This window comes from Thiohalophilus sp., assembly GCF_034522235.1.
Classification (GTDB): domain Bacteria; phylum Pseudomonadota; class Gammaproteobacteria; order UBA6429; family Thiohalophilaceae; genus Thiohalophilus.
The window spans coordinates 502,891-524,246 of sequence record NZ_JAXHLN010000002.1 but is presented as its reverse complement, the minus strand read 5'-3'; the positions used below and the strand labels follow the sequence as shown (position 1 = coordinate 524,246).

General features: G+C 55.5%; 32 protein-coding genes and 1 pseudogene. 4 read left to right on the top strand and 29 right to left on the bottom strand.

Going from position 1 to position 21,356, the window contains the following annotated elements; all coding sequences use genetic code 11:
• Nucleotides 1-225, top strand: a pseudogene (locus U5J94_RS02855) (SAM-dependent methyltransferase); the annotation flags it as partial.
• 5 nt (nucleotides 226-230) lie between these two features.
• Here U5J94_RS02855 and U5J94_RS02850 read toward each other — a convergent pair.
• Both U5J94_RS02850 and U5J94_RS02845 read right to left on the bottom strand, forming a co-directional pair.
• Nucleotides 231-1,193: a hypothetical protein gene (locus U5J94_RS02850; protein ID WP_322564124.1), complete on the bottom strand. Its 963-nt coding sequence runs from the start codon at nucleotides 1,191-1,193 to the stop codon at nucleotides 231-233.
• A gap of 376 nt (nucleotides 1,194-1,569) precedes the next feature.
• Complete coding sequence (locus U5J94_RS02845; RefSeq protein WP_322564123.1) at nucleotides 1,570-2,031, bottom strand: hypothetical protein; 462 nt, start codon at nucleotides 2,029-2,031, stop codon at nucleotides 1,570-1,572.
• A 154-nt stretch (nucleotides 2,032-2,185) separates the two neighbouring features.
• On the opposite strand from U5J94_RS02845, the gene U5J94_RS02840 reads away from it, so the two are divergent.
• On the top strand, nucleotides 2,186-2,596 hold the full coding sequence (locus U5J94_RS02840) for a hypothetical protein (protein ID WP_322564122.1): 411 nt from the start codon (nucleotides 2,186-2,188) through the stop codon (nucleotides 2,594-2,596).
• 92 nt (nucleotides 2,597-2,688) lie between these two features.
• Here the strand turns inward: U5J94_RS02840 and ssb are convergent, their stop codons facing one another.
• The gene (gene ssb / locus U5J94_RS02835; RefSeq protein ID WP_322564121.1) at nucleotides 2,689-3,156 is read right to left on the bottom strand and encodes a single-stranded DNA-binding protein; all 468 of its coding nucleotides are present in this window, start codon (nucleotides 3,154-3,156) and stop codon (nucleotides 2,689-2,691) included.
• Nucleotides 3,157-3,194: 38 nt separating this feature from the next.
• Nucleotides 3,195-4,571 (bottom strand): MFS transporter, encoded by a 1,377-nt coding sequence (locus U5J94_RS02830; RefSeq protein WP_322564120.1) that lies wholly within the window; start codon nucleotides 4,569-4,571, stop codon nucleotides 3,195-3,197.
• 297 nt (nucleotides 4,572-4,868) lie between these two features.
• Here U5J94_RS02830 and uvrA point away from each other — a divergent pair, with 297 nt between their 5' ends.
• Together uvrA and U5J94_RS02820 are read left to right on the top strand one after the other, a co-directional pair.
• Complete coding sequence (gene uvrA, locus U5J94_RS02825; protein WP_322564119.1) at nucleotides 4,869-7,715, top strand: excinuclease ABC subunit UvrA; 2,847 nt, start codon at nucleotides 4,869-4,871, stop codon at nucleotides 7,713-7,715.
• Between the two features lie 163 nt (nucleotides 7,716-7,878).
• The gene (locus tag U5J94_RS02820) at nucleotides 7,879-8,550 is read left to right on the top strand and encodes a hypothetical protein (protein WP_322564118.1); all 672 of its coding nucleotides are present in this window, start codon (nucleotides 7,879-7,881) and stop codon (nucleotides 8,548-8,550) included.
• Here the strand turns inward: U5J94_RS02820 and U5J94_RS02815 are convergent.
• From U5J94_RS02815 to rplB, 25 genes are all read right to left on the bottom strand, one after another.
• Nucleotides 8,547-9,284, bottom strand: a complete 738-nt coding sequence (locus tag U5J94_RS02815; RefSeq protein WP_322564117.1) for an SAM-dependent chlorinase/fluorinase — start codon at nucleotides 9,282-9,284, stop codon at nucleotides 8,547-8,549. The two genes, U5J94_RS02820 and U5J94_RS02815, sit on opposite strands and share 4 nt — an antisense overlap.
• A gap of 224 nt (nucleotides 9,285-9,508) precedes the next feature.
• Nucleotides 9,509-9,916 carry a 50S ribosomal protein L17 gene (rplQ, locus tag U5J94_RS02810; RefSeq protein WP_322564116.1) on the bottom strand — a complete coding sequence of 136 codons (408 nt, stop codon included), beginning with the start codon at nucleotides 9,914-9,916 and terminating at the stop codon, nucleotides 9,509-9,511.
• Nucleotides 9,917-9,958: 42 nt separating this feature from the next.
• Nucleotides 9,959-10,954 carry a DNA-directed RNA polymerase subunit alpha gene (locus U5J94_RS02805; RefSeq protein ID WP_322564115.1) on the bottom strand — a complete coding sequence of 332 codons (996 nt, stop codon included), beginning with the start codon at nucleotides 10,952-10,954 and terminating at the stop codon, nucleotides 9,959-9,961.
• A 52-nt stretch (nucleotides 10,955-11,006) separates the two neighbouring features.
• Nucleotides 11,007-11,633, bottom strand: coding sequence for a 30S ribosomal protein S4 (gene rpsD, locus U5J94_RS02800; RefSeq protein ID WP_322564114.1), 627 nt, complete (start codon nucleotides 11,631-11,633; stop codon nucleotides 11,007-11,009).
• Nucleotides 11,634-11,648: 15 nt separating this feature from the next.
• Entirely contained in the window at nucleotides 11,649-12,044 is a 396-nt protein-coding gene (rpsK, locus tag U5J94_RS02795; protein WP_322564113.1) for a 30S ribosomal protein S11, read from the bottom strand.
• 27 nt (nucleotides 12,045-12,071) lie between these two features.
• On the bottom strand, nucleotides 12,072-12,428 hold the full coding sequence (gene rpsM / locus U5J94_RS02790) for a 30S ribosomal protein S13 (RefSeq protein ID WP_322564112.1): 357 nt from the start codon (nucleotides 12,426-12,428) through the stop codon (nucleotides 12,072-12,074).
• 127 nt (nucleotides 12,429-12,555) lie between these two features.
• A complete protein-coding gene (gene rpmJ / locus U5J94_RS02785; protein WP_310693154.1) occupies nucleotides 12,556-12,669 on the bottom strand; it encodes a 50S ribosomal protein L36 in 114 nt (37 codons plus the stop codon).
• Nucleotides 12,670-12,823: 154 nt separating this feature from the next.
• On the bottom strand, nucleotides 12,824-14,170 hold the full coding sequence (gene secY, locus U5J94_RS02780; RefSeq protein WP_416224137.1) for a preprotein translocase subunit SecY: 1,347 nt from the start codon (nucleotides 14,168-14,170) through the stop codon (nucleotides 12,824-12,826).
• A gap of 8 nt (nucleotides 14,171-14,178) precedes the next feature.
• Nucleotides 14,179-14,613, bottom strand: a complete 435-nt coding sequence (gene rplO, locus U5J94_RS02775; protein ID WP_322564111.1) for a 50S ribosomal protein L15 — start codon at nucleotides 14,611-14,613, stop codon at nucleotides 14,179-14,181.
• Nucleotides 14,614-14,615: 2 nt separating this feature from the next.
• Entirely contained in the window at nucleotides 14,616-14,801 is a 186-nt protein-coding gene (gene rpmD / locus U5J94_RS02770; RefSeq protein WP_322564110.1) for a 50S ribosomal protein L30, read from the bottom strand.
• A 3-nt stretch (nucleotides 14,802-14,804) separates the two neighbouring features.
• Nucleotides 14,805-15,311 carry a 30S ribosomal protein S5 gene (gene rpsE, locus U5J94_RS02765; protein ID WP_322564109.1) on the bottom strand — a complete coding sequence of 169 codons (507 nt, stop codon included), beginning with the start codon at nucleotides 15,309-15,311 and terminating at the stop codon, nucleotides 14,805-14,807.
• A gap of 13 nt (nucleotides 15,312-15,324) precedes the next feature.
• On the bottom strand, nucleotides 15,325-15,678 hold the full coding sequence (gene rplR, locus U5J94_RS02760) for a 50S ribosomal protein L18 (RefSeq protein WP_322564108.1): 354 nt from the start codon (nucleotides 15,676-15,678) through the stop codon (nucleotides 15,325-15,327).
• A gap of 15 nt (nucleotides 15,679-15,693) precedes the next feature.
• The gene (rplF, locus tag U5J94_RS02755) at nucleotides 15,694-16,221 is read right to left on the bottom strand and encodes a 50S ribosomal protein L6 (RefSeq protein ID WP_322564107.1); all 528 of its coding nucleotides are present in this window, start codon (nucleotides 16,219-16,221) and stop codon (nucleotides 15,694-15,696) included.
• Nucleotides 16,222-16,238: 17 nt separating this feature from the next.
• Nucleotides 16,239-16,634 (bottom strand): 30S ribosomal protein S8, encoded by a 396-nt coding sequence (gene rpsH / locus U5J94_RS02750; protein ID WP_322564106.1) that lies wholly within the window; start codon nucleotides 16,632-16,634, stop codon nucleotides 16,239-16,241.
• 46 nt (nucleotides 16,635-16,680) lie between these two features.
• The gene (gene rpsN, locus U5J94_RS02745; protein WP_322564105.1) at nucleotides 16,681-16,986 is read right to left on the bottom strand and encodes a 30S ribosomal protein S14; all 306 of its coding nucleotides are present in this window, start codon (nucleotides 16,984-16,986) and stop codon (nucleotides 16,681-16,683) included.
• 9 nt (nucleotides 16,987-16,995) lie between these two features.
• A complete protein-coding gene (gene rplE / locus U5J94_RS02740; protein ID WP_322564104.1) occupies nucleotides 16,996-17,541 on the bottom strand; it encodes a 50S ribosomal protein L5 in 546 nt (181 codons plus the stop codon).
• Between the two features lie 17 nt (nucleotides 17,542-17,558).
• Nucleotides 17,559-17,879: a 50S ribosomal protein L24 gene (gene rplX / locus U5J94_RS02735; RefSeq protein ID WP_322564103.1), complete on the bottom strand. Its 321-nt coding sequence runs from the start codon at nucleotides 17,877-17,879 to the stop codon at nucleotides 17,559-17,561.
• A gap of 16 nt (nucleotides 17,880-17,895) precedes the next feature.
• A complete protein-coding gene (rplN, locus tag U5J94_RS02730; RefSeq protein WP_322564102.1) occupies nucleotides 17,896-18,264 on the bottom strand; it encodes a 50S ribosomal protein L14 in 369 nt (122 codons plus the stop codon).
• Nucleotides 18,265-18,301: 37 nt separating this feature from the next.
• Nucleotides 18,302-18,562 (bottom strand): 30S ribosomal protein S17, encoded by a 261-nt coding sequence (gene rpsQ / locus U5J94_RS02725; protein ID WP_322564101.1) that lies wholly within the window; start codon nucleotides 18,560-18,562, stop codon nucleotides 18,302-18,304.
• Nucleotides 18,562-18,756 carry a 50S ribosomal protein L29 gene (rpmC, locus tag U5J94_RS02720; RefSeq protein WP_322564100.1) on the bottom strand — a complete coding sequence of 65 codons (195 nt, stop codon included), beginning with the start codon at nucleotides 18,754-18,756 and terminating at the stop codon, nucleotides 18,562-18,564. The genes rpsQ and rpmC overlap by 1 nt, the downstream gene beginning before the upstream one ends.
• The gene (gene rplP / locus U5J94_RS02715; RefSeq protein ID WP_322564099.1) at nucleotides 18,756-19,169 is read right to left on the bottom strand and encodes a 50S ribosomal protein L16; all 414 of its coding nucleotides are present in this window, start codon (nucleotides 19,167-19,169) and stop codon (nucleotides 18,756-18,758) included. The genes rpmC and rplP overlap by 1 nt, the downstream gene beginning before the upstream one ends.
• 17 nt (nucleotides 19,170-19,186) lie before the next feature.
• Nucleotides 19,187-19,864 carry a 30S ribosomal protein S3 gene (rpsC, locus tag U5J94_RS02710; RefSeq protein WP_322564098.1) on the bottom strand — a complete coding sequence of 226 codons (678 nt, stop codon included), beginning with the start codon at nucleotides 19,862-19,864 and terminating at the stop codon, nucleotides 19,187-19,189.
• Nucleotides 19,865-19,875: 11 nt separating this feature from the next.
• A complete protein-coding gene (gene rplV, locus U5J94_RS02705; protein WP_322564097.1) occupies nucleotides 19,876-20,208 on the bottom strand; it encodes a 50S ribosomal protein L22 in 333 nt (110 codons plus the stop codon).
• A gap of 13 nt (nucleotides 20,209-20,221) precedes the next feature.
• Entirely contained in the window at nucleotides 20,222-20,494 is a 273-nt protein-coding gene (rpsS, locus tag U5J94_RS02700) for a 30S ribosomal protein S19 (RefSeq protein ID WP_134085335.1), read from the bottom strand.
• A gap of 21 nt (nucleotides 20,495-20,515) precedes the next feature.
• Nucleotides 20,516-21,346: a 50S ribosomal protein L2 gene (gene rplB, locus U5J94_RS02695; RefSeq protein ID WP_322564096.1), complete on the bottom strand. Its 831-nt coding sequence runs from the start codon at nucleotides 21,344-21,346 to the stop codon at nucleotides 20,516-20,518.
• Between the last annotated feature and the right edge of the window lie 10 nt (nucleotides 21,347-21,356).

The following is a 21,356-nucleotide window of genomic DNA, read 5'->3' as shown; positions in this document are numbered from 1 at the left end:
CCCGAAGCCATGCTGGACTCGATTCAGCGGGCATTACGTCCCGGGGGCAAGCTCGCGATTATCGATTTTCGCAAGGAGCCAGGGGAAAGTTCCGCCTGGGTGATGTCCCATGTCAGGGCGAATCGTGATGAAGTAGTCGACGAAGTAACTGCCGCCGGTTTTATCCTGATCCGTGAGCCGCAGATGCTCGAAGAAAATTACTTTTTGATTTTCCGCCGTCCGTGAATCAATCATTCGAAAATCATCTCCAGGCGCAGCGTCACCGATTGTTCGGCGTCAAAGTCGTTTTCACGCTGGTATAACACCCTGGGGAGCAACTCCATAAACAGATAATCGGAATGAATATTCTGGCGATACCGGATTTGTGCCAGGTAGTCGGTGGCATGCCAGCCCGGCTCGGTAATACCGTAAACCCCGATCTGGTAGGCCATCCCGCGTCGGGGGCTCAGGCTGTGCAACAGGGAAAAAACCTGGCTGGGCTCATAGTAATCATTTTCATCGGTATAACGAACAAAGCTGGAAGAGCGGAACAGAATATCGTCGGTAATACCGTAGTCCAGGACAAATTTGGTGTCCGATCCGAAGCCTTTTTCCTTGAAGGTATAAAAGGTCTGGCTGGGCCGAAACAGCCAGTTACCGGTTTTGTAGTTACGATCCATGCGCAAGCGCAGGTAAATATCGATCGGCTTGTCGAATTTGACACCAATTGAAGGCTTGAAACGCCATTCTTTCTCGTCACCCAGTGTCGCCTGAATCCCGCCGTAATACGCTCTCTCCCGGGCGGCCTCGCTCGGGGAGTCTTCCAGCGTCCTGTCCAGATCATCGCGCTGTTCTTCCGGATCGCTCTCAAAGGTCAGTTTGAGCTTCTCCTCGGTTCGCGGCAGGCGCATCTTGACTTTGACATCACCGATATAGCGGGTATCGCCGACCTCATCAAACACCATATCGGCCGTGAGTCGCACATAACTGCCGGTCTTGTCATAAAAAACCCGTTCCTCGGCGAAAAATTCGTCCATGGCCGTCGCCATCTCATTCAACCCATAGGACAAGCTGCCCTGGGGCCGATCGAGAAAGGAAAAAAAAGGTTTGCTGGCGGAACTGTCATCAATCGACGAGTTTTGCCGATCCAGGCAGTCGTCATCAAACGGTTCGCACTCTCCCGCTTCAGACTCAGGCGATGCAGCCAGTGACAAGCCTGACCACATCAGTAGCGTCAGGCTGGTAAGCAGACATATCTGAGAGAAAGGCTTCACGTTATACAATAAGACAAGGTGACGGTTACGATTAAGGGATGACTCACTTATTATTATAATAGTGAGCCATATAATGGATAGAGCCTAGCCGGGCAACCTCAGGCTGTCAATTACCGCCAAGCGCAATCGATCGCTGTCATTCGCTCTCAACACAGACCTTACGCGATAAAAAACGGCAAAGCCACTTGGGGAAGTTATTTTCATGCAGCGTCTTGATTAATCACGCAGATATCATATGCACCAGGCTGATTCGCGGCCCTTTATGTCTCTGTGTTTAAAATCTTTTCCTGAAGCGCTGGACAAAACTTTCGAAAACTCACTCAAGGCGTTCGGGTTCGGCCTTGCCAAGAATCCGCGCCAGCTGGATCCGGCTGGTGTCCCGAATGCTCTGCGGTGAAAGGCGACGATCCTGGAACAGGAACTTTTTCAACAGCGCATCCTGTTGATAGATGATCTGTTCCGCGTTTGGACTGAAGGCCTGCTTATAACTCAGGCGGGCGATGTGCCCCAGATTGATGCCGCGTCCGTCGGACAGGATCAACATGTGCGGATAGAGCCGCCGGGCGGGATCCGGGGCGGGAAAGTCCACTACATCCAGCAGCGTCACCGGTTTGTTCTCCAGTGTCACCGCCAGGTTGATATCGCTGGGTTTGATCAGCACCAGATAGATCGACTCACCGATCATGTCGCGTACCGAGGCCAGTTGTCGATCGTAATCCGCCGAGGGCCAGAGATAGCCTTCGTGTTGCGGTTTGTGGGACGCTTCCGGTTCGGCCATATTCAGCTGACAGACTATTCAGTAGTTCTCATCCTAATATAAACGGCCAGCGGCTTACAATGCCCGACTCGGTTAACTATTTTGCCGTCTTTGCACGGAAGTATCGCCATTTCTATGCTTTACTCTAATTCAACTTTCATCAGGAAGTGACATTATGAAACTCAACCTTGCCAGACAAATTCCACTTCTACTCGCCCTCTCCCTGAGTGCGCCATTGGCACTGGCCCAGGATGCGGATGCACCGATTTACGGCCAGCAACTGATGAGCGAGGAGGAACGGGTCGAACATCGCGAGCAAATGCGTAACATGGACTCCGAAGAGGAACGCGAAGCCTTTCGCAAGGAACACCATGAACGGATGCAGCAACGGGCTGAGGAGCGGGGTGTCGAGCTGCCCGATGAGCCCGGCCAGCGCGGCATGGGTATGCGTCGCGACGGAGAACGTGGCCGGGGCATGGAACCGGGTCAGGGACGTGATCAGCACATGGAACAGGGTCAGGGTCGTGGCCAGGGCATGGGCGGCGGCAGAGGCTCCGGCCAGGGCAATAATGAAGGCGGTTATTAACACGCCGCGCTGCCTGCCGACCATGAACGGTCGACTCTAATAACAAAACCCCGCTACGGCGGGGTTTTGTTTTGTCAGACAGGCTGCATCATTCAGAACGGAATATCGTCATCGAAATCCCCCATCGGGACCGGCTCGGGCTGACCACCACCGCTACCGGCACCACCACCGCTGCTGCTCTGACCGCTGTCGTAGTTGTTGTCAAAATTGGCGGTACCGCCGCCGCGCGAGTCGAGCATCTGCATTTCGTTGGCGACGATCTCGGTGGTGTAGCGATCGTGGCCCTCTTTGTCCTGCCACTTGCGGGTCTGCAGTTTACCTTCGATATAGACCTTGGAGCCCTTCTTCAGGTACTCGCCGGCAATCTCGCCCAGGCGGCGGAACATCACCACCCGGTGCCATTCGGTCTTCTCCACCTGTTCGCCGGTGTTCTTGTCTTTCCAGCTTTCGGAGGTGGCGATCGACACATTGGCAATCGCCGCGCCGTTGGCGGAATAGCGCACTTCCGGATCGCGCCCCAGGTTGCCTACCAGAATTACTTTATTAATGCCCCTTGCCATGTTCGTCCTCTCCCTTCGTGCAATGATTACGCTGATGTTCAGCCTTGTGCTGTTACCGAATAGGCAAACAGCGCTGTTTGATCCAGTTTCGGCTTGTCGACCTTGAGGTAGGCGACGCCCTCCTCGGCAACAATAATGGCTTCGATTACCCCCGGCACTGCGCTCAATTTGCGGACCAGCTCCTCGGCCTGCTGCTCGTCCAGGTTGCCCACATTCAACAGCTGGCTGGTGTAATAAGACGGCTGACGCATGCTGACCACCAGCAGCAGCCAGATCCCCGCCAGGGCCATATTAAACAGGAACAGGCTGGTCAGCGTATAGTGCTCCGCCAGCCAGCCGCCGGCCGTCCCGCCGACAAACACCCCCAGAAACTGCGCCGTGGTGTAGGCGCCCATGGCCGTGCCCTTGCGGGTCACCGGCGCCAGTTTGGCCACCAGGGACGGCAGGCTGGCCTCCAGCAGGTTGAACGCCACAAAAAACAACCATAGCACGAAGACCATGCCCGCCATAGAGTCGATGCCCGACGCCAGAGCGGCCTGGACCGCCAGCATCAGCCCGACGGCGAAGACAAGTATCTGTTTTACCATGCGTTTTTTCTCGGCCAGGAAAATAAACGGCATGATCACCAGCATCGACAGGAACAGTACCGGCAGATAGACCCGCCAGTGGCTGGCCCCGGGCAGGCCGAAGCGCTGCTCCAGCAGCCCCGGCACCACCACGAAATTGGCCATCAACAGCAGATGCAGGATGAAAATCCCGGCGTCAACCCGCAGCAGCTGGGTATCGCGCAGCACCTGACCCAGCGAGGTCGTCTCCACCTCGGTGTCGCGGTGAAAGCGCACACTGACCGGTCTCGGTACCGCCCGCAGCACCAGCACGATGCCCAGCGCGGCCAGGCCCGCCGTAACCCAGAAAATCCCCGGCACCCCGAACCAGCCGTGCAGCAGCGGTCCGACCACCATGGCCAGCGCAAAGGAGAGCCCGATGCTGATGCCGATCAGGGCCATGACCTTGAGCCGGTGTTCCTCGCGGGTCAGGTCCGCCGCCAGCGCCAGCACCGCACTGGCAATGGCGCCGGCGCCCTGCAGGGCCCGGCCCAGGATCACCCCCCACATGGAATCTGACAGGGCCGCAATGACGCTGCCAAGCGCGAACACCAGCAGGCCGCCGAGGATCACCGGCTTGCGGCCGATGCGATCGGAGAGCATGCCCAGGGGAATCTGCAGCAGTGCCTGGGTCAGGCCGTAGATGCCCAGAGCCAGTCCGGCCAGGGTCAGGGTATAGCCGTGCAACTCGTGGGCGTAGAGGGTGAAGACCGGCAGGATCATGAACAGCCCCAGCATGCGGGAGGAGAATACCCCGGCCAGGACCAGCGCAATGCGCCGCTCGCCTTTGGTCATCGCGTTATCGTGCATTGATTAAGTTCAGGAGAAGTCCAGCTTGAGAAAAGCGGGATAGTCCCAGTCAGACTATCGGTAAAAAGCCGATGTTAGCAGGAACCTCCCGCCCGGGAAACACTGACCCGGCAAGCCCACCAAATACGCATTCCCAATGCCGGTACAGGGATGAAGTGCGCCAGTACCGCGTAAAGTCAAAATGACACCATCATGAGCAACCTGCCTCGTCCCCCGATCACAGAAACAACGTATCGGCTTCCCCGTGATGGCGAAAACGTCGTATAGTAGCGTGTTTGGCTGTAGCAGGAAGAATTCATGGACACGATCCACATCAAGGGTGCCCGCACCCACAATCTCAAGAACATCGATCTGGATCTGCCGCGCGACAAACTGATCGTGATTACCGGCCTGTCCGGTTCCGGCAAGTCGTCGCTCGCCTTCGACACCATCTATGCCGAGGGCCAGCGCCGTTACGTGGAATCATTGTCCGCCTATGCGCGCCAGTTCCTGTCGGTAATGGAAAAACCCGATGTGGATCACATTGAGGGGCTGTCTCCGGCCATCTCGATCGAGCAGAAGTCCACGTCGCACAACCCCCGCTCCACGGTCGGCACCATCACTGAAATCTATGACTATCTGCGCCTGCTGTTCGCCCGTGCCGGCGAGCCGCGCTGCCCGGAACATGACATTGTGCTCGACGCACAGACCGTCAGTCAGATGGTGGACCACATTCTCGCCCTGCCCGAGGCTACCAGGCTGATGCTGCTGGCGCCGGTGATTGACAATCGCAAAGGCGAGCACGACCAGGTGTTCGACACCCTGCGCGCCGAGGGCTATATCCGCGCCCGGGTCGACGGCGAGGTGGTGGAACTGGATGATCTGCCCAACCTGGACAAGCGGCGCAAGCACACCATCGAGGCGGTGGTGGATCGTTTCAAGGTGCGCGCCGATCTGCAGACCCGGCTGGCCGACTCCATCGAGACCGCACTGAATCTGGGCGGCGGCGTGATCCGGGTCGCCTGGATGGACGACGACCACCCGGATCTGGTCTTCTCCGCCAACTACGCCTGCCCGGTCTGCGGCTACTCGCTGAGCGAGCTGGAGCCGCGGCTGTTCTCGTTTAATAATCCTGCCGGCGCCTGCCCCGGTTGCGACGGCCTGGGCATGCGCCAGTATTTCGATCCCCAGCGGGTGGTCAGCCACCCGGAACTGAGCCTGAGCAGCGGCGCCATCCGCGGCTGGGACCGGCGTAATGTCTATTACTTCCAGATGCTGCTGTCGCTGTCGCGCCATTACGACTTCGACATGGACGCCGCCTTCGAGGATCTGCCGCAATCGCTGCAGCAGATCATTCTCCACGGCAGTGGCGAGGAGAAGATTGAATTTGTCTATTTCAACGAGCGCGGCGGCGAGCACAAAAAGCGCCAGCCGTTCGAGGGGGTCATTCCCAACATGCAGCGCCGCTATCGCGAGACCGAGTCCAACGTGGTGCGCGAGGAGCTGGCCAAATACCTGAATCATCAGGCCTGCCCCGAGTGCCACGGCACCCGGCTGAACAGCCAGGCCCGGCATGTGTTTGTCACCGACAAGACCCTGCCCGATGTCACCGCCATGGCCATCGATACGGCGCATCATTTTTTCAGTACCCTCGAGCTGCCCGGCCGACGCGGCAAGATTGCCGAGAAAATCCTCAAGGAGATCACCTTGCGGCTTAACTTCCTGGTCAACGTGGGACTGGAGTATCTGAGCCTGGATCGCAGCGCCGACACCCTCTCCGGCGGCGAGGCGCAGCGTATCCGCCTGGCCAGCCAGATCGGCGCCGGGCTGGTGGGGGTCATGTACGTGCTCGACGAGCCCTCCATCGGCCTGCACCAGCGGGATAACAGCCGGCTGCTCAATACCCTTTATCATTTAAGGGACCTGGGTAACACCGTGATCGTGGTAGAGCACGACGAGGAGGCGATTCTGAGCGCCGATCACGTACTGGATATCGGCCCCGGGGCCGGCGCCCACGGCGGCCATATCGTGGCTCAGGGCACGCCACAGCAGATTATGGCGAGCCCCGACTCCCTGACCGGCCAGTACCTGTCAGGCCACAAGGCCATTGCCGTCCCGGCCCGACGCACCCCCACCGGGGAGCGCTGGCTGTCGATCCGCGGCGCCCGGGGTAACAATCTGCAGAATGTGACAATCGACATCCCGGTGGGGCTGATGACCGCCGTCACCGGGGTCTCCGGCTCGGGCAAATCGACCCTGATCAACGACACTCTCTATCTGCACGCCGCCGCCGAGATCAACCAGGCGGGCCAGGAACCGGCGCCCTGCGACGAGATCGTCGGCCTCGGCCAGTTCGACAAGGTGGTGGACATCGACCAGAGCCCCATCGGCCGCACGCCCCGCTCCAACCCGGCCACCTATACCCAGCTGTTTACCCCGATCCGGGAGCTGTTCGCCGGCACCCAGGAGGCTCGCGCACGAGGTTACAACCCGGGACGCTTCAGCTTCAACGTCAAGGGCGGGCGCTGCGAGGCGTGCCAGGGCGACGGCGTGATCAAGGTGGAGATGCACTTTCTACCGGATATCTACGTGCCCTGCGATGTCTGCAAGGGCAAGCGCTACAACCGCGAGACGCTGGAGATCAAATACAAGGGCAGGAACATCTATGAAGTGCTGGAAATGACCGTCGAGGATGCCCTGAGCTTTTTCGACGCCGTGCCGGCGATCAAGCGCAAGCTGCAGACCCTGATGGATGTGGGCCTCACCTATATCAAACTGGGTCAGAACGCCACCACCCTCTCCGGCGGCGAGGCGCAGCGGGTCAAGCTGGCGCGCGAGCTGTCCAAGCGCGACACCGGCAATACCCTGTATATTCTGGATGAGCCGACCACCGGCCTGCACTTTTACGACATCGAACAGCTGCTGGCCGTCCTGCACCGCCTGCGCGATCACGGCAACACCATCGTCATCATCGAGCACAATCTGGATGTGATCAAAACCGCTGACTGGATCATCGACATGGGGCCCGAAGGCGGTAACAAGGGCGGTGCCCTGGTCTGTGCCGGCACGCCCGAAGAAGTGGCCGAACACCAAAACTCACATACCGGCGTTTATCTCAAGCCGGTGCTCGAGGCCCGGCAGAAACGCGAAAAGAAGCGCGCATAGCCTTTTAGCAATAAACCACCGAAGACACCGATAACCCAGTACCGACAACACCGAAAATAATCATTCGGTGAGTTTCGGTGTCTTCGGTGTTTCGGTGGTTAGCTGTGCTCCCCGGATTTTTTCGTGATCTGACAAACAGTCAATCAATCGCTATGCTGTTGACATGACATTACGAAATACTTTTGGGCTGGTCATTCCGTTGCTGGCAGGCAGCGTCTCTGCGGCCGAGCCGACGCCCGAACAACTGGAGTGGCTGGAAAGCGACGAGCTGACGCCACCCGAATTTCAAGTCAATATGGGCGAACTCGAGTTTCTGGCCACCCCGCCGGACAAACCGGTGCCCCATTCGGACAATACCTTCTGGATCGAACCCGGTACGTTACAAAATGGCTGGCTGAAACTGCGCCAGTGTCACGAGAACCTGGATCCGGTCCCGGAACTGGAAGTGACCTATCAATACCAGCAAATGCGTGACCTGAGAATCGTGGAAAACCACAACATCGGCCATGCAGAAGTGATCGCCAACTCGATACAGATGACCGATCTGCAACGCAACAACCGTCTCTGCGTCGAGGCCCGGATCCGGGTATTTTACAAGGAAGGGGAAACATACAAGCTGATCAACGGTCCCTATCACCGCCGCTTTCTCGACGGCTACTATCCTTATCATGTCACCTTGCGGATGCATTATCCGGCTGAACTGCTTGCAGCGGGCGCGATACAACCCGCCGCCCGCCCCGGTCTGACAATACAACGTCAAACGGGAAAGTTGACCATCGAGGCGTGGTTCGAAGGTCGGCTGATGACCGAAGTCATCTTTCATCGGCAGCACTAATCTTCGTCAGCCAGCTTGATGGTCTCGCCAATCTGAAGTCGCAGATGTTCGCGAATACTGTCGCTGTCCATCGCCAATTCCACCAGCCCCGATGAATTACGGTACCAGAACGGCCGGCCCTTTTCCGCCAGGGAAAAGGTCCGCGCGTAATAGAGTTTCTGCTCGCCGATCAGCAATTGCTGATCGCTGCTGAGTGCGTCGGCACGGATCCCGGTCATGGCGTTGCCATAGTGATCGAAATAGATGATCTCGTACAGATCCGACGGCCAGTCGAGACTCAGCAAGTCCGTGACGGAAATCTGTTCGGCCTCCGGCATGCGCCCCAGCGCCAGTTGCGCCGCCACCGGCGCGAACAGATCCCGGCCGTGGAAGGAGTCGGACAGTTGCGGCGGACGCCAGGTGATTTCCCAAACCTCAACCTCCCCGGCCAGTTTGATCACCGTATTGAACAGCATGTTAGCGGGTCCGACAAACCAGCGGTTGTCTGCCCGCACGATGACCGGTCGCCGATGCGGATGCCCGACGCCCGGATCCACCACTGAAACAAACACCGCCTGCTCCGGGAATGGCTCACATAACGCAGCCAGCAGATAGGCTGCAGCACGAGGATTGAATACCGGGGCATCGTGCATCAGATCGATGACCGGCACATTCGGGGCATGTCGGGCCAGCACGCCCTTCATCTGCCCGACATAGGGTCCCTCATAGCCAAAATCAGTGAATAAAACAATCATCCCCATTCCCCCATTCACTCGAACAGCGAACTTTCCACCATCAACTGCTGACGGTGTGAGTTACACCGAAAACACCGATTGACACTGAACTCACTGAATTTTTATTTTCGGTGTCTTCGGTGGTCTTCAGTGTATTCAGTGGTTCCTGTTATTTGTCGAGGCAGCGACACAAACAAAAAAGCCGGGCATTGCCCGGCTTTTTACTCTGAAACTGAACCCGTAGTTCAGGCTTCGGCGTTTTCGCTTGCAGTTTCCTCGGCGGAAGATTCCGGTGCCGGGCGATCGACCAGTTCGACATAGGCCATCGGTGCGTTGTCGCCAGTACGGAAACCGCACTTGAGAATCCGCAGGTAACCGCCGGGACGTTCCTGATAGCGTGGACCCAGTTCGTTGAACAGTTTGGTCACGGCCTCGCGATCGCGCAGGCGGTTGAACGCCAGGCGACGGTTGGCCACACTGTCCGTCTTGGCCAGCGTGAGCAAGGGTTCGACTGTGCGCCGCAATTCCTTGGCCTTGGGCAAGGTGGTGCGGATCAATTCATTCTGGAACAGGGAAACCGACATATTACGGTACATCGCCTTGCGATGCGGGCTGTTCCGGTTGAGCTTTCGACCACTTTGACGGTGACGCATGGTTCTAAATCCTAAACTAGATTCGTTAAACAGTCAGAAGCTTCAGGAAGCTTCCTTGTCCTTCAGGCTTGCCGGCGGCCAGTTTTCCAGGCGCATACCCAGTGACAATCCACGGGAGGCCAGCACGTCCTTGATTTCGGTCAGGGACTTCTTGCCCAGGTTCGGTGTTTTGAGCAGTTCCACTTCGGTGCGCTGAATCAGATCACCGATGTAGTAAATCTGTTCTGCCTTCAGGCAGTTGGCGGAGCGGACAGTCAGCTCCAGATCGTCGACCGGACGCAACAGAATCGGATCGATTTCCGGTTCCTGCTCGGCGGGGCTGGTCTCTTCCTTGCCACGCAGATCGACAAAGGCAGAGAGCTGGTCCTGAAGAATCGTTGCCGCACCGCGGATCGCTTCTTCCGGATCGATAGTGCCGTTGGTTTCAAGTTCGATTGTCAGCTTGTCCAGATCGGTACGCTGTTCAACACGCGCGCTGTCGACCACGTAGGCAACACGCTGTATCGGGCTGAAACTCGCATCCAGTTGCAGGCGACCGATGGGATGATCCTCTTCTTCCTCGTCACCCCGGGTATTGGCGGCTTCATAACCCCGCCCACGGGTAATCTTGAGAGTCATGTTCAACTCGCCTTCCTTGGTCAGATTGGCCAGCACATGATCCGGATTGATTACTTCTACATTCTGAATCAGCTGAATATCCGCGGCAGTAACCTGACCGGGGCCTTTTTTGTTCAGCGTCAGGGTGGCTTCGTCCTCGCCCTCCATTCGCAGGGCAACACCCTTGAGATTCAGCAGGATGTCAACGACATCTTCCTGAACACCTTCAATAGTGGTGTACTCATGCAGGACACCCTCGATCTCCACTTCGGTGATGGCGGCGCCGCTCATCGAAGACAGCAGGATTCGACGCAGGGCATTACCCAGAGTATGTCCAAAGCCACGCTCGAGCGGCTCGAGAGTGACTTTGGCATGGGTATCGCTGATTTGCTGAATATCAACAATTCGCGGAGTCAGAAAATCTGATACTGAGGCCGTCATCTATGTCCTCTCAATTTAATGTTCAAAAGTCCCTGTGTCGTGCTCAAACTGATTACTTGGAGTACAGTTCGATGACCAGGTGTTCTTTGATATCAGTCGGCAATTCGCTGCGTTCCGGTACGCTCTTGAACGTACCCGTCAGCTTGTCGGTATCGACTTCCAGCCATTCGGCAAATCCCCGGTTCTGGGCAGCTTCGGTGGCGCCCTTGATGCGCAGCTGATTGCGGGCTTTTTCCGCAACAGCAACAACATCGCCTGCCTGGATCTGCATGGAAGGGATGTTCACCTTGCGACCGTTAACGGTAATCGCATTGTGCCGAACCAGTTGACGCGCCTCGGAACGGGAAGCACCAAAACCCATGCGGAAAACAACATTGTCCAGACGGCATTCCAGCAATTGCAACAGATTGTCACCGGTCGAGCCTTTGAGACGATCGGCTTGTTTGTAATACCCGCGGAACTGTTTTTCCATGATGCCGTAGGAGCGACGCATTTTCTGCTTTTCACGCAGCTGGGTCGCGTAGTCGGACAAACGACCACGGCGCTGACCGTGTTGCCCCGGCGGAAACGGGCGATTTTCAATCGCACATTTACTGCCGTAGCATTTCTCGCCCTTTAAAAACAGTTTTTCGCCTTCACGGCGGCACAGGCGGCATTTTGAACCAATATATTTAGCCAAGGTATTCTCTCCCGCTTATACGCGACGTTTCTTCGGAGGACGGCAACCATTATGCGGAATGGGCGTCACGTCTGCGATGTTGGTGATACGAAAGCCTTTTGCATTCAATGCACGTACGGCGGATTCGCGTCCCGGACCCGGGCCCTTGACCCAGACTTCCAGATTTTTCATTCCATATTCCTGCGCCATCTCACCGCAACGTTCGGCGGCAACCTGGGCGGCAAACGGCGTGCTCTTGCGCGAACCGCGGAAGCCGGAGCCACCGGCAGTCGCCCAGCACAGCGCATTGCCTTGACGATCAGAGATAGTCACGATCGTGTTATTAAATGATGCATGGACGTGAGCAATCCCGTCGGAGACATCGCGTTTGACTTTTTTACGTGTACGAGTAGCTTTAGCTTTGGTTGCCATATTTCCAGAAACCTAATTTAATGAAACTTATCGTCTAATCGGTTTGCGCGGTCCCTTACGGGTACGGGCATTGGTCCGGGTACGTTGGCCGCGCAGCGGCAATCCACGGCGATGACGGATTCCACGGTAGCAACCCAGGTCCATCAACCGTTTGATATTCATAGATACTTCCCGACGCAGATCACCTTCCACGCTGATCTTGCCGACTTCGTTACGCAGTTTCTCGACCGCGTCGTCATCCAGATCACGAATCTTGGTGCTCGGGTCAATCCCCGCGTCGTCACAAATCTTCCGGGCGCGGGTACGGCCAATGCCGTAAATCGACGTCAGCGCGATATCCGCGTGCTTGTTCACCGGGATGTTGATGCCTGCAATACGGGCCATCTAGCCTTACTCCTAAACGTTCAAATCTTTATTTAACAATTCCCAACCAGGCCTTGCGAAACGGGCAATTTTAATCGCTAACTGCCTGCCCTAGCAAGGCTTTTTCCGTTTTTTCACTCGCGCCGGGTCAGCCCTGGCGCTGTTTGTGGCGCGGATCGGTACAGATCACCCGGATCACGCCATTGCGCTTGATGATCTTGCAGTTCCGGCACATTTTCTTGACTGATGCACGCACTTTCATCGCAGTCTCTCCAAATTCCAGTTCAGCTCGGGCCGCCCCTCAGGCTGGATGATCAGCCCGTCGACGCGGGATACAGAGGTCTTTCACTCGTGGCCCCCGAGGGGACCCTGTCTGGCGGGGCCGGGGTTTATACCCCTGCCCAGGTTCAGGTTGTTCAGCGCAACATGCCCGAGGGACCCTGGCCCTTCAGGTTGGCCTTTTTCATCAAGCTTTCGTACTGATGCGACATCAGCAGCGACTGGGTCTGGGCCATGAAGTCCATCACAACCACGACCACAATCAGCAGCGAGGTCCCGCCAAAATAGAACGGAACCCCCCAGGCCAGAATCAAAAATTCCGGTAACAGGCAGACGGCGGTGATATATACCGCGCCAACCAGGGTCAAACGCCCCAGAATCGAATCGATATAACGGGCCGTCTGTTCACCGGGGCGAATGCCGGGGACAAAGGCACCGGAACGCTTCAGGTTGTCTGCTGTTTCTTTCGGGTTAAACATCAACGCCGTATAGAAGAAACAGAAAAATATAATCGCAACAGCATAGAGCAACACATACAGCGGCTGCCCAGGCGACATCATGGTGGAGATATCCTGCAGGATACCTGCCGCCCCGTCGGTACTGCCGCCAAACCACCCCAGCAAGGTGGAGGGAAACAGAATAATGCTCGAGGCAAAGATCGGCGGTATAACGCCGGCCATGTTGATCTTCAACGGCAAATGGCTGCTTTGCGCCGCATACATCTTGCGCCCCTGCTGACGCTTGGCGTAATTGACCGTGATCCGGCGCTGGCCACGTTCCATAAAGACCACAAATGCGGTCACGCCAAGGGCCAGGGCAAATAGCACCAGAATCTTGCCGTAGGCCAGATCGCCGGTCCGGCCCATTTCCATCGTTGTCCCGAGCGCCGTCGGCAGCCCGGCGACAATACCTGCAAAAATAATCAGTGAAATACCGTTACCGATACCGCGCTCGGTAATCTGTTCACCCAGCCACATCAGGAACATGGTACCGGTCACCAGCGTCACCACGGTCGTAAAGAAGAACGTATTGTGATCGATGATCACCAGCCCTTCCTGACGTGACAACGCGACCGCGACACCCAGTGCCTGAAAAGTCGCCAGACCCAGCGTCGCTAACCGGGTGTACTGGGTAATCTTGCGTTTGCCGGCGGCCCCTTCCTTACTTATCTGCTCAAGCTTGGGGTGGACCTTGGTCAGCAACTGCATGATGATCGAGGCCGAGATATACGGCATGATCCCCAGTGCAAACAGCGACAACCGGGCCAGCGCCCCACCGGAGAACATGTTGAACATGTCCAGTATGGTGCCGCGCTGTTGTTCCACCATTTGTGCCAGTGATTCGGGATCAATGCCCGGCACAGTAATAAAAGAACCAACCCGGAATACCAGCAGGGCACCGAGTACGAACAACATGCGTTGACGCAGCTCGGTAAACTTGCCCCCGGCCATCGCATTGGCCATTCCCTGTCGCGAAGCGCCCATCCCTCGGCTTACTCTTCGACCTTGCCGCCGGCGGCCTCAATAGCTTCCCGGGCACCTTTGGTGACGCGAATGCCTTTGAGGGTAACAGCTTTTTCAAGCTTGCCGGATAACATGATCTTTGCCCGTTGAATTTCCTTGCTAATCAGATTGGCCTTTTGCAGCACTGCCATATCAATCACGTCGGCATCGAGATTATTCAGTTCATGCAGGCGAATTTCATCGGTGACACGCGCAATACGTGATTTGAAGCCGACTTTCGGCAGACGGCGTTGCAAGGGCATCTGACCGCCCTCGAATCCCACCTTGGTGAAACCGCCGGAACGGGCTTTCTGTCCTTTGTGACCACGGCCGCCGGTCTTACCCAGACCGGAACCGATTCCCCGGCCACGACGTTTGGCCGGTTTTCTTGCTCCCTCGGTCGGCTTGAGGTTATTCAAACGCATTCTCAATTCTCCTCAACCTTTACCATGTAATGAACCCTGTTGATCATGCCTCGAGTACACGGGGTATCTTCTACCTCAACAGTGTGATGCATACGACGCAAACCCAGGCCTGTAACACAGGCTTTATGTGAAGCCAGTCGACCGTGCATGCTGCGCACCAGAGTTACTTTGATAGTCTTGTCAGCCATGATTTATTCCACAATGTCCTTGACACTCTTGCCGCGCTTGGCCGCAACCTGCTCCGGCGAGGTCATGTTTTTCAGACCATTAATCGTTGCACGCACGACATTAACCGGGTTGTTACTACCGATACATTTTGCCAGTACGTTGTGCACGCCAACCACATCGAACACGGCGCGCATCGGGCCACCGGCGATAACACCGGTACCATCTGAAGCCGGCTGCATATACACCTTGGCGGCGCCATGCTCAGCATTGATCGAGTATTGCAATGTGTGGTTGTTCAACGGCACCTTAACCATGTTTTTGCGCGCATCTTCCATGGCCTTTTGTATGGCAACCGGTACTTCGCGTGCCTTGCCGCGACCAAAACCGACACGACCGTTACCATCACCGACAACAGTCAGGGCCGAGAAGCCGAAAATTCGTCCACCTTTGACCACCTTGGCAACACGACGGATACCAACCAGGCGTTCCTGTAAGTCTTCAGCGTTCTGTTCTTTGTCAAATGCAGCCATAATTCATTAACCTTTAGAATTGCAAGCCGGCTTCGCGCGCAGCGTCCGCCAGGGCCTTGACCCGGCCGTGATATTTAAAGCCGGAGCGGTCAAAAGCCACACTGGTGACACCTGCCGCTTTGGCCTTTTCCGCAATGGTTTTGCCGACTACTGCCGCGGCATCAACATTGCCTGTATTTTTGACATTACCTTTAACATCAGTCTGCACGGTACTGGCTGCGGCCAAAACTTCACTGCCATTGGCCGCAATCACCTGGGCATAGATATGCCGGGGTGTGCGATATACCGACAGACGCGGCACAGCCAGCTCACGAATCTTGGCTCGAGTGCGGCGTGCACGACGTAAACGAGTAGTCTTTTTATCCATCGTTTTACCCTGCCCTTATTTCTTCTTGGCTTCTTTGCGGATAATACGCTCATCCGCGTATTTCACGCCCTTGCCCTTGTAGGGTTCGGGCGGTCGAAAGCCGCGGATTTCCGCCGCGACCTGGCCAACCTGCTGTTTGTCGATACCGCGGATCACGACCTCTGTTTGGCTCGGTGTTTCAGCCGTGACACCTTCCGGCAGTTCATAGTTAATCGGATGCGAGAAGCCCAACGTCAGATTCAGTACTTTGCCCTGTGACTGCGCTCGATAACCGACACCGACCAGCTCAAGTTTCTTTTCAAAACCGTCGCTGACCCCGGTAACCAGGTTATTAATGACAGCCCTGGCAGTACCACTTTGCGCGATCGCTTCCGGACCTTTCTCACGAGGCAAAAAGGTGAGATTGTCCTCTTCGCGAACAATTTCAACAACTGGATGCACGGTGTGCTCCATAGTGCCCTTTGAACCTTTCACACTGACATGCTGGTCATTAATTGTGACCTCCACACCAGAGGGAATACTAATTGCTGTTATTCTCGCCATGACGCGCTACCCTAGAATTACTGCACGGTACAAACCACTTCACCACCGAAGCCGGACTTACGCGCGGCACGGTCGGTCATCAGACCCTGGGAAGTGGAAATAATTGCAACACCCAAGCCACCCATCACACTCGGCAGCTCATTCTTACTCTTGTAAATGCGCAACCCAGGACGACTAACCCGTTTGATTTTTTCAATAACCGGCTGCCCCTGGTAATACTTCAGTTGAACAATCAGCTGAGGCTTGGCATCGTCGTCACCACCCTTGCTGAAGTCGGCAATATAACCTTCATCCTTCAGCACCTGGGCAATTGCATGCTTCTCTTTGGAATAAGGCATGCTCACGCTCGTCTTGCCGGCGCCAAGTGCGTTGCGCACTCTTGTCAACATATCTGAAATCGGATCTGTCATCATTTCGTTATTTCTCCAGGCTCTCAGCTCTTGCCATCAGCCTAATCTGTTACCAACTACCCTTGCGCAGACCAGGCACGTCACCCTGCATGGTGTGCTGACGCAGTTTGTTACGGCACAGCCCGAACTTACGATACACAGCATGCGGGCGACCGGTAATCCGGCAGCGACGCTGCAAACGGGCCGGGCTGGCATCGCGCGGCAATTTCTGCAGCTGATGCTGGGCTTCCATCCGCTCTTCAATCGAGAGACTCGGATCCTTGACCCTGGCTTTTAATGCCGCGCGTTTATCGGCGTATTTTTTAACTGTCTTGATACGCTTGGCTTCGCGCTCAACCATGGAAACTTTTGCCATGTTCTTCTCCTACCCTTGGCCTTTCAGCGGAAAGTTAAACGCCGCCAGTAGCGCGCGCCCTTCCTCATCGGATTTAGCAGTCGTGGTGATAGTAATATCCATCCCCCGAATCGCGTCGATCTTGTCATACTCGATTTCCGGGAAAATGATCTGCTCACGAACGCCCATGCTGTAATTTCCACGACCATCGAACGATTTCGCATTCAGACCACGGAAGTCGCGAACACGCGGGATCGCAATATTAATCAGTCGATCCAGAAACTCATACATGCGTTCACTGCGCAGCGTGACCTTGCACCCAATCGGGAAACCTTCGCGCACCTTGAAACCGGCAACGGACTTTCGTGCGTTGTTCACGATAGGCTTCTGACCGCAAATCCTGGTCATATCGGCTACCGCATTTTCCAGAATCTTCTTGTCACCAATAGCTTCGCCCACACCCATATTAAGTGTAATCTTGGTGATCTTGGGTACTTCCATCACGCTCTTGTAACCAAACTGATCTTTCAGACTGGAAACAACAGTTTCTCGGTAAAAATCCTGCAATCTTGCCATTGTTGCAACCTAAACGATTAAGCGTCTAAAACTTCGCCATTGGATTTAAAGTAACGGACCTTGCGACCATCTTCGAGGGTCTTGAATCCGACCCGGTCAGCTTTGCCGGTTACCGGGTTATAGAGAGCCACATTGGAAATATCCAATGGCTTTTCCATTTCCACAATACCGCCTGCAGCACCGGCAGCGGGATTCGGTTTCTGATGTTTTTTGACGACATTGATGTTGTCGACAAGAATACTGTCTTCATCCATCATCACACGTGAAACGGTGCCACGCTTGCCTTTGTCTTTGCCTGTGATGACAATAATTTCATCACCTTTTCGAATCTTGTTCATGGCTTTACTCTCTGCCTTACAGTACTTCAGGTGCCAGTGAAATGATCTTCATGAACTTTTCTGTACGCAGTTCACGGGTAACCGGACCAAAAATACGGGTACCGACCGGCTGTAGCTGGGTATTCAGTAATACGGCTGCATTGCTATCAAAGCGAATCAGCGAACCGTCAGGACGACGCACACCTTTACGGGTACGTACGACTACAGCATTGAAAACTTCGCCTTTTTTAACACGACCACGCGGGATCGCTTCTTTGATGCTCACCTTGATAATGTCGCCAACACCGGCGTAACGGCGCTTGGAACCACCGAGCACTTTAATACATTGTACGCGACGAGCACCGCTATTATCGGCGATGTCGAGCATGGTTTGCATCTGAATCATCTTGAGCGACTCCGCTAAACTCTATTCAATTCAGGCCTTAAATAATCGCGGCCCGTTCAACAATCGATTCCAGTGCCCAGGTTTTTGTCTTGGACAGCGGACGACAGGAGGTAATGATAACGATATCGCCTTCATTACACTCGTTATTGGCGTCATGAGCGTGCAACTTGGTGGAACGCTTGATGAATTTTCCATACATTGGATGCTTCACTCGACGTTCGACCAACACGGTAATGGACTTGTCCATTTTGTTACTGACAACCCGCCCGGTTACGGTGCGTTTTACTGATTCACTCATTATGCCTTACCTGCTTTCTCATTCAGGATGGTTTTAACGCGCGCGATATTGCGACGAACAGCCTTTAACTGATGAGTACGATTCATCTGACCGGTCGCCGTCTGTATGCGAAGATTAAACTTTTCGCGCGTCAGCTCCAGAAGCTCTTTATTCAGATCTTCAATATTCTTTTCACGCAATTCGCTAGCTTTCATTACAGTACCGTCCGCGTTACAAATGTGGTGGTGATCGGAAGCTTGGCCGCAGCGAGGCGGAACGCTTCACGCGCCACTTCTTCTGAAACACCTTCCATTTCATACAACATACGTCCCGGCTGAATCTGGGCCACCCAGTATTCAACATTACCTTTACCTTTACCCTGACGAACTTCCAGCGGCTTCTGGGTAATCGGCTTGTCCGGGAAAATACGAATCCAGATCTTGCCGCCACGCTTGATATAGCGGTTCATGGCACGACGAGCCGCCTCAATCTGGCGGGCCGTAATCCGGCCACGGCCGGTGGCTTTCAGACCGTACTCACCAAAGCTGACCTTGCTACCACGTTGAGCAAGTCCGCGGTTACGGCCTTTCTGTTGTTTACGAAATTTTGTCCGTTTCGGCTGCAGCATGCTTCAAACTCCCAATCTCAACCCGCTGCCGATTTTGCAGCTTCGGATTCACTGTCAGCGTAATGCCCGATGATCTCACCCTTGAAGATCCAGACCTTGACACCGATGATGCCGTAAGTGGTTTGCGCTTCGGCCAGACCGTAGTCGATGTCTGCCCGCAGGGTATGCAAAGGTACACGTCCTTCGCGGTACCACTCAGTACGTGCGATTTCGGCGCCGTTCAGGCGGCCCGCAACGTTGATCTTGATGCCCTGGGCACCCAGACGCATGGTGTTCTGTACCGCACGCTTCATGGCACGGCGGAACATGATGCGGCGCTCAAGCTGTTGGGCCACGCTCTCGGCAACCAGCTGGGCATCCAGTTCCGGCTTGCGCACTTCTTCAATATTAATGTGCACTGCCGGCAGACCCATCATTTGGGTCACTTCGTTACGCAGACGCTCGATATCTTCACCTTTTTTTCCGATAACCAGACCGGGGCGCGCAGTGTTAATAGTGATATTTGCGCTGCCCTGGGTCCGTTCAATCTGAATCCGGCTGACAGAAGCCTGTTTCAGGCGCTGTTTGAGAAAATCACGAACAACGAGATCCTGATTCAGGTAATTAGCATAATTCTTGTTATCGGCATACCATTTAGACGTCCAGTCCTTGACGATACCAAGACGAATGCCTGTAGGATGTACTTTCTGACCCATCAGCTTCTCTCTTACTTTTCTGCCACAGTCACACAGATGTGACTGGTGCGTTTAAAAATATGGTTGGCCTGGCCCTTGGCACGTGCTTCCCAGCGCTTGTAGGTCGGACCTTCATCAACAGTGATCTTTGTAACCTTCAGCTCATCGATATCCGCGCCGTCATTGTGCTCCGCATTGGCAATCGCGGATTCCAGCACTTTTTTCACGATACTGGCGGATTTTTTGGAACTGAAAGTCAGGGCCTGCAATGCGCGCTCGACCGGAAGTCCCCGGACCTGATCAGCCACCAGGCGACACTTCTGCGGCGAAATGCGTGCATAGCGTAATTTTGCAGCGGTTTCCATTTTCTAAAACCTCTTACCTGGCTTTCTTGTCAGCCACGTGACCCTTGAAGGTCCGCGTCGGCGCGAATTCGCCCAGTTTGTGACCGACCATGTTTTCAGAAACAAGGACGGGCACATGCTGGCGACCATTATGTACAGCGATTGTCAAACCCACCATTTCCGGCAACACCATGGAACGACGCGACCAGGTCTTGATGGGTTTCTTGCTGTTTGTTTCCACTGCCTGATCGATCTTTTTAACAAGATGCAAATCAACGAATGGACCTTTTCTGATAGAACGTGGCACTGTGCTAGCTCTCTCTATCGGTTATTTCTTGATACGACGACGACGGACGATCATCTTATCCGTACTCTTGTTACTCCGGGTCTTGTAACCCTTGGTCGGCACACCCCAGGGGGTGACCGGGTGACGGCCGCCGGAGGTACGGCCCTCACCACCGCCGTGCGGATGATCGACCGGGTTCATAACCACACCGCGAACGGTGGGACGCACACCCCGCCAGCGCTTGGCGCCGGCCTTGCCGAGTTTACGCAGGCTGTGTTCACTGTTGCTCACTTCACCAATGGTGGCGCGGCAATCTGCATGCACGCGACGCATTTCGCTCGAGCGCAGGCGAATCGTGGCGTAATCGCCTTCGCGCGCAACCAACTGCACGGAAGCACCGGCGCTGCGGGCCAACTGGGCGCCTTTGCCGGGTTTCATTTCAACGGCGTGAACAGTAGTTCCCACCGGGATGTTACGCAGCGGCATGCAGTTGCCCGCCTTGATCTGGGCACTGGTACCGGAAACTACGGTATCACCCGCTTTAACACCCTTGGGCGCCAGGATATAGCGACGCTCACCGTCTTTATAAAGGACCAGCGCGATACGCGCGCTGCGGTTGGGATCATACTCGATCCGCTCGACGGTTGCATCGACGCCATCCTTGTTACGCTTGAAGTCGATCAGGCGATAATGCTGCTTGTGACCACCACCCTTGTGGCGTGTAGTAATCCGGCCCTGGTTGTTACGACCACCAGTGCGGGACTGCTTTTCCAGCAACGGCGCATGCGGTTTGCCCTTGTAAAGATCGTCGGTAACGACCTTGACGACAAAGCGGCGCCCAGCGGATGTCGGTTTTGACTTTACAATCGCCATTTTTAATTCC

Excerpts from the sequence above, each read along its gene's own strand:
- rpsE (WP_322564109.1), bottom strand. The coding sequence starts at position 15,311 with ATGGCTGCATTTGACAAAGAACAGAACGCTGAAGACTTACAGGAACGC.
- rpsC (WP_322564098.1), bottom strand. The coding sequence starts at position 19,864 with ATGGGTCAGAAAGTACATCCTACAGGCATTCGTCTTGGTATCGTCAAG.
- rpmJ (WP_310693154.1), bottom strand. The coding sequence starts at position 12,669 with ATGAAAGTGCGTGCATCAGTCAAGAAAATGTGCCGGAACTGCAAGATC.
- ssb (WP_322564121.1), bottom strand. The coding sequence starts at position 3,156 with ATGGCAAGGGGCATTAATAAAGTAATTCTGGTAGGCAACCTGGGGCGC.
- secY (WP_416224137.1), bottom strand. The coding sequence starts at position 14,170 with ATGGGCGCTTCGCGACAGGGAATGGCCAATGCGATGGCCGGGGGCAAG.
- U5J94_RS02840 (WP_322564122.1), top strand. The coding sequence starts at position 2,186 with ATGAAACTCAACCTTGCCAGACAAATTCCACTTCTACTCGCCCTCTCC.
- rplE (WP_322564104.1), bottom strand. The coding sequence starts at position 17,541 with ATGGCAAGATTGCAGGATTTTTACCGAGAAACTGTTGTTTCCAGTCTG.
- rpsN (WP_322564105.1), bottom strand. The coding sequence starts at position 16,986 with ATGGCAAAAGTTTCCATGGTTGAGCGCGAAGCCAAGCGTATCAAGACA.
- uvrA (WP_322564119.1), top strand. The coding sequence starts at position 4,869 with ATGGACACGATCCACATCAAGGGTGCCCGCACCCACAATCTCAAGAAC.
- U5J94_RS02830 (WP_322564120.1), bottom strand. The coding sequence starts at position 4,571 with ATGCACGATAACGCGATGACCAAAGGCGAGCGGCGCATTGCGCTGGTC.
- rpsK (WP_322564113.1), bottom strand. The coding sequence starts at position 12,044 with ATGGCAACCAAAGCTAAAGCTACTCGTACACGTAAAAAAGTCAAACGC.
- rplB (WP_322564096.1), bottom strand. The coding sequence starts at position 21,346 with ATGGCGATTGTAAAGTCAAAACCGACATCCGCTGGGCGCCGCTTTGTC.
- rplR (WP_322564108.1), bottom strand. The coding sequence starts at position 15,678 with ATGGATAAAAAGACTACTCGTTTACGTCGTGCACGCCGCACTCGAGCC.
- rplP (WP_322564099.1), bottom strand. The coding sequence starts at position 19,169 with ATGCTGCAGCCGAAACGGACAAAATTTCGTAAACAACAGAAAGGCCGT.
- rpmC (WP_322564100.1), bottom strand. The coding sequence starts at position 18,756 with ATGAAAGCTAGCGAATTGCGTGAAAAGAATATTGAAGATCTGAATAAA.
- rplN (WP_322564102.1), bottom strand. The coding sequence starts at position 18,264 with ATGATTCAGATGCAAACCATGCTCGACATCGCCGATAATAGCGGTGCT.
- rpsM (WP_322564112.1), bottom strand. The coding sequence starts at position 12,428 with ATGGCCCGTATTGCAGGCATCAACATCCCGGTGAACAAGCACGCGGAT.
- rpsQ (WP_322564101.1), bottom strand. The coding sequence starts at position 18,562 with ATGAGTGAATCAGTAAAACGCACCGTAACCGGGCGGGTTGTCAGTAAC.
- U5J94_RS02805 (WP_322564115.1), bottom strand. The coding sequence starts at position 10,954 with ATGACGGCCTCAGTATCAGATTTTCTGACTCCGCGAATTGTTGATATT.
- rplF (WP_322564107.1), bottom strand. The coding sequence starts at position 16,221 with ATGGCGAGAATAACAGCAATTAGTATTCCCTCTGGTGTGGAGGTCACA.
- U5J94_RS02815 (WP_322564117.1), bottom strand. The coding sequence starts at position 9,284 with ATGATTGTTTTATTCACTGATTTTGGCTATGAGGGACCCTATGTCGGG.
- U5J94_RS02845 (WP_322564123.1), bottom strand. The coding sequence starts at position 2,031 with ATGGCCGAACCGGAAGCGTCCCACAAACCGCAACACGAAGGCTATCTC.
- rplQ (WP_322564116.1), bottom strand. The coding sequence starts at position 9,916 with ATGCGTCACCGTCAAAGTGGTCGAAAGCTCAACCGGAACAGCCCGCAT.
- rplV (WP_322564097.1), bottom strand. The coding sequence starts at position 20,208 with ATGGAAACCGCTGCAAAATTACGCTATGCACGCATTTCGCCGCAGAAG.
- rpsH (WP_322564106.1), bottom strand. The coding sequence starts at position 16,634 with ATGATGACAGATCCGATTTCAGATATGTTGACAAGAGTGCGCAACGCA.
- rpmD (WP_322564110.1), bottom strand. The coding sequence starts at position 14,801 with ATGGCTGACAAGACTATCAAAGTAACTCTGGTGCGCAGCATGCACGGT.
- rplX (WP_322564103.1), bottom strand. The coding sequence starts at position 17,879 with ATGAACAAGATTCGAAAAGGTGATGAAATTATTGTCATCACAGGCAAA.
- U5J94_RS02820 (WP_322564118.1), top strand. The coding sequence starts at position 7,879 with ATGACATTACGAAATACTTTTGGGCTGGTCATTCCGTTGCTGGCAGGC.
- rplO (WP_322564111.1), bottom strand. The coding sequence starts at position 14,613 with ATGCGTTTGAATAACCTCAAGCCGACCGAGGGAGCAAGAAAACCGGCC.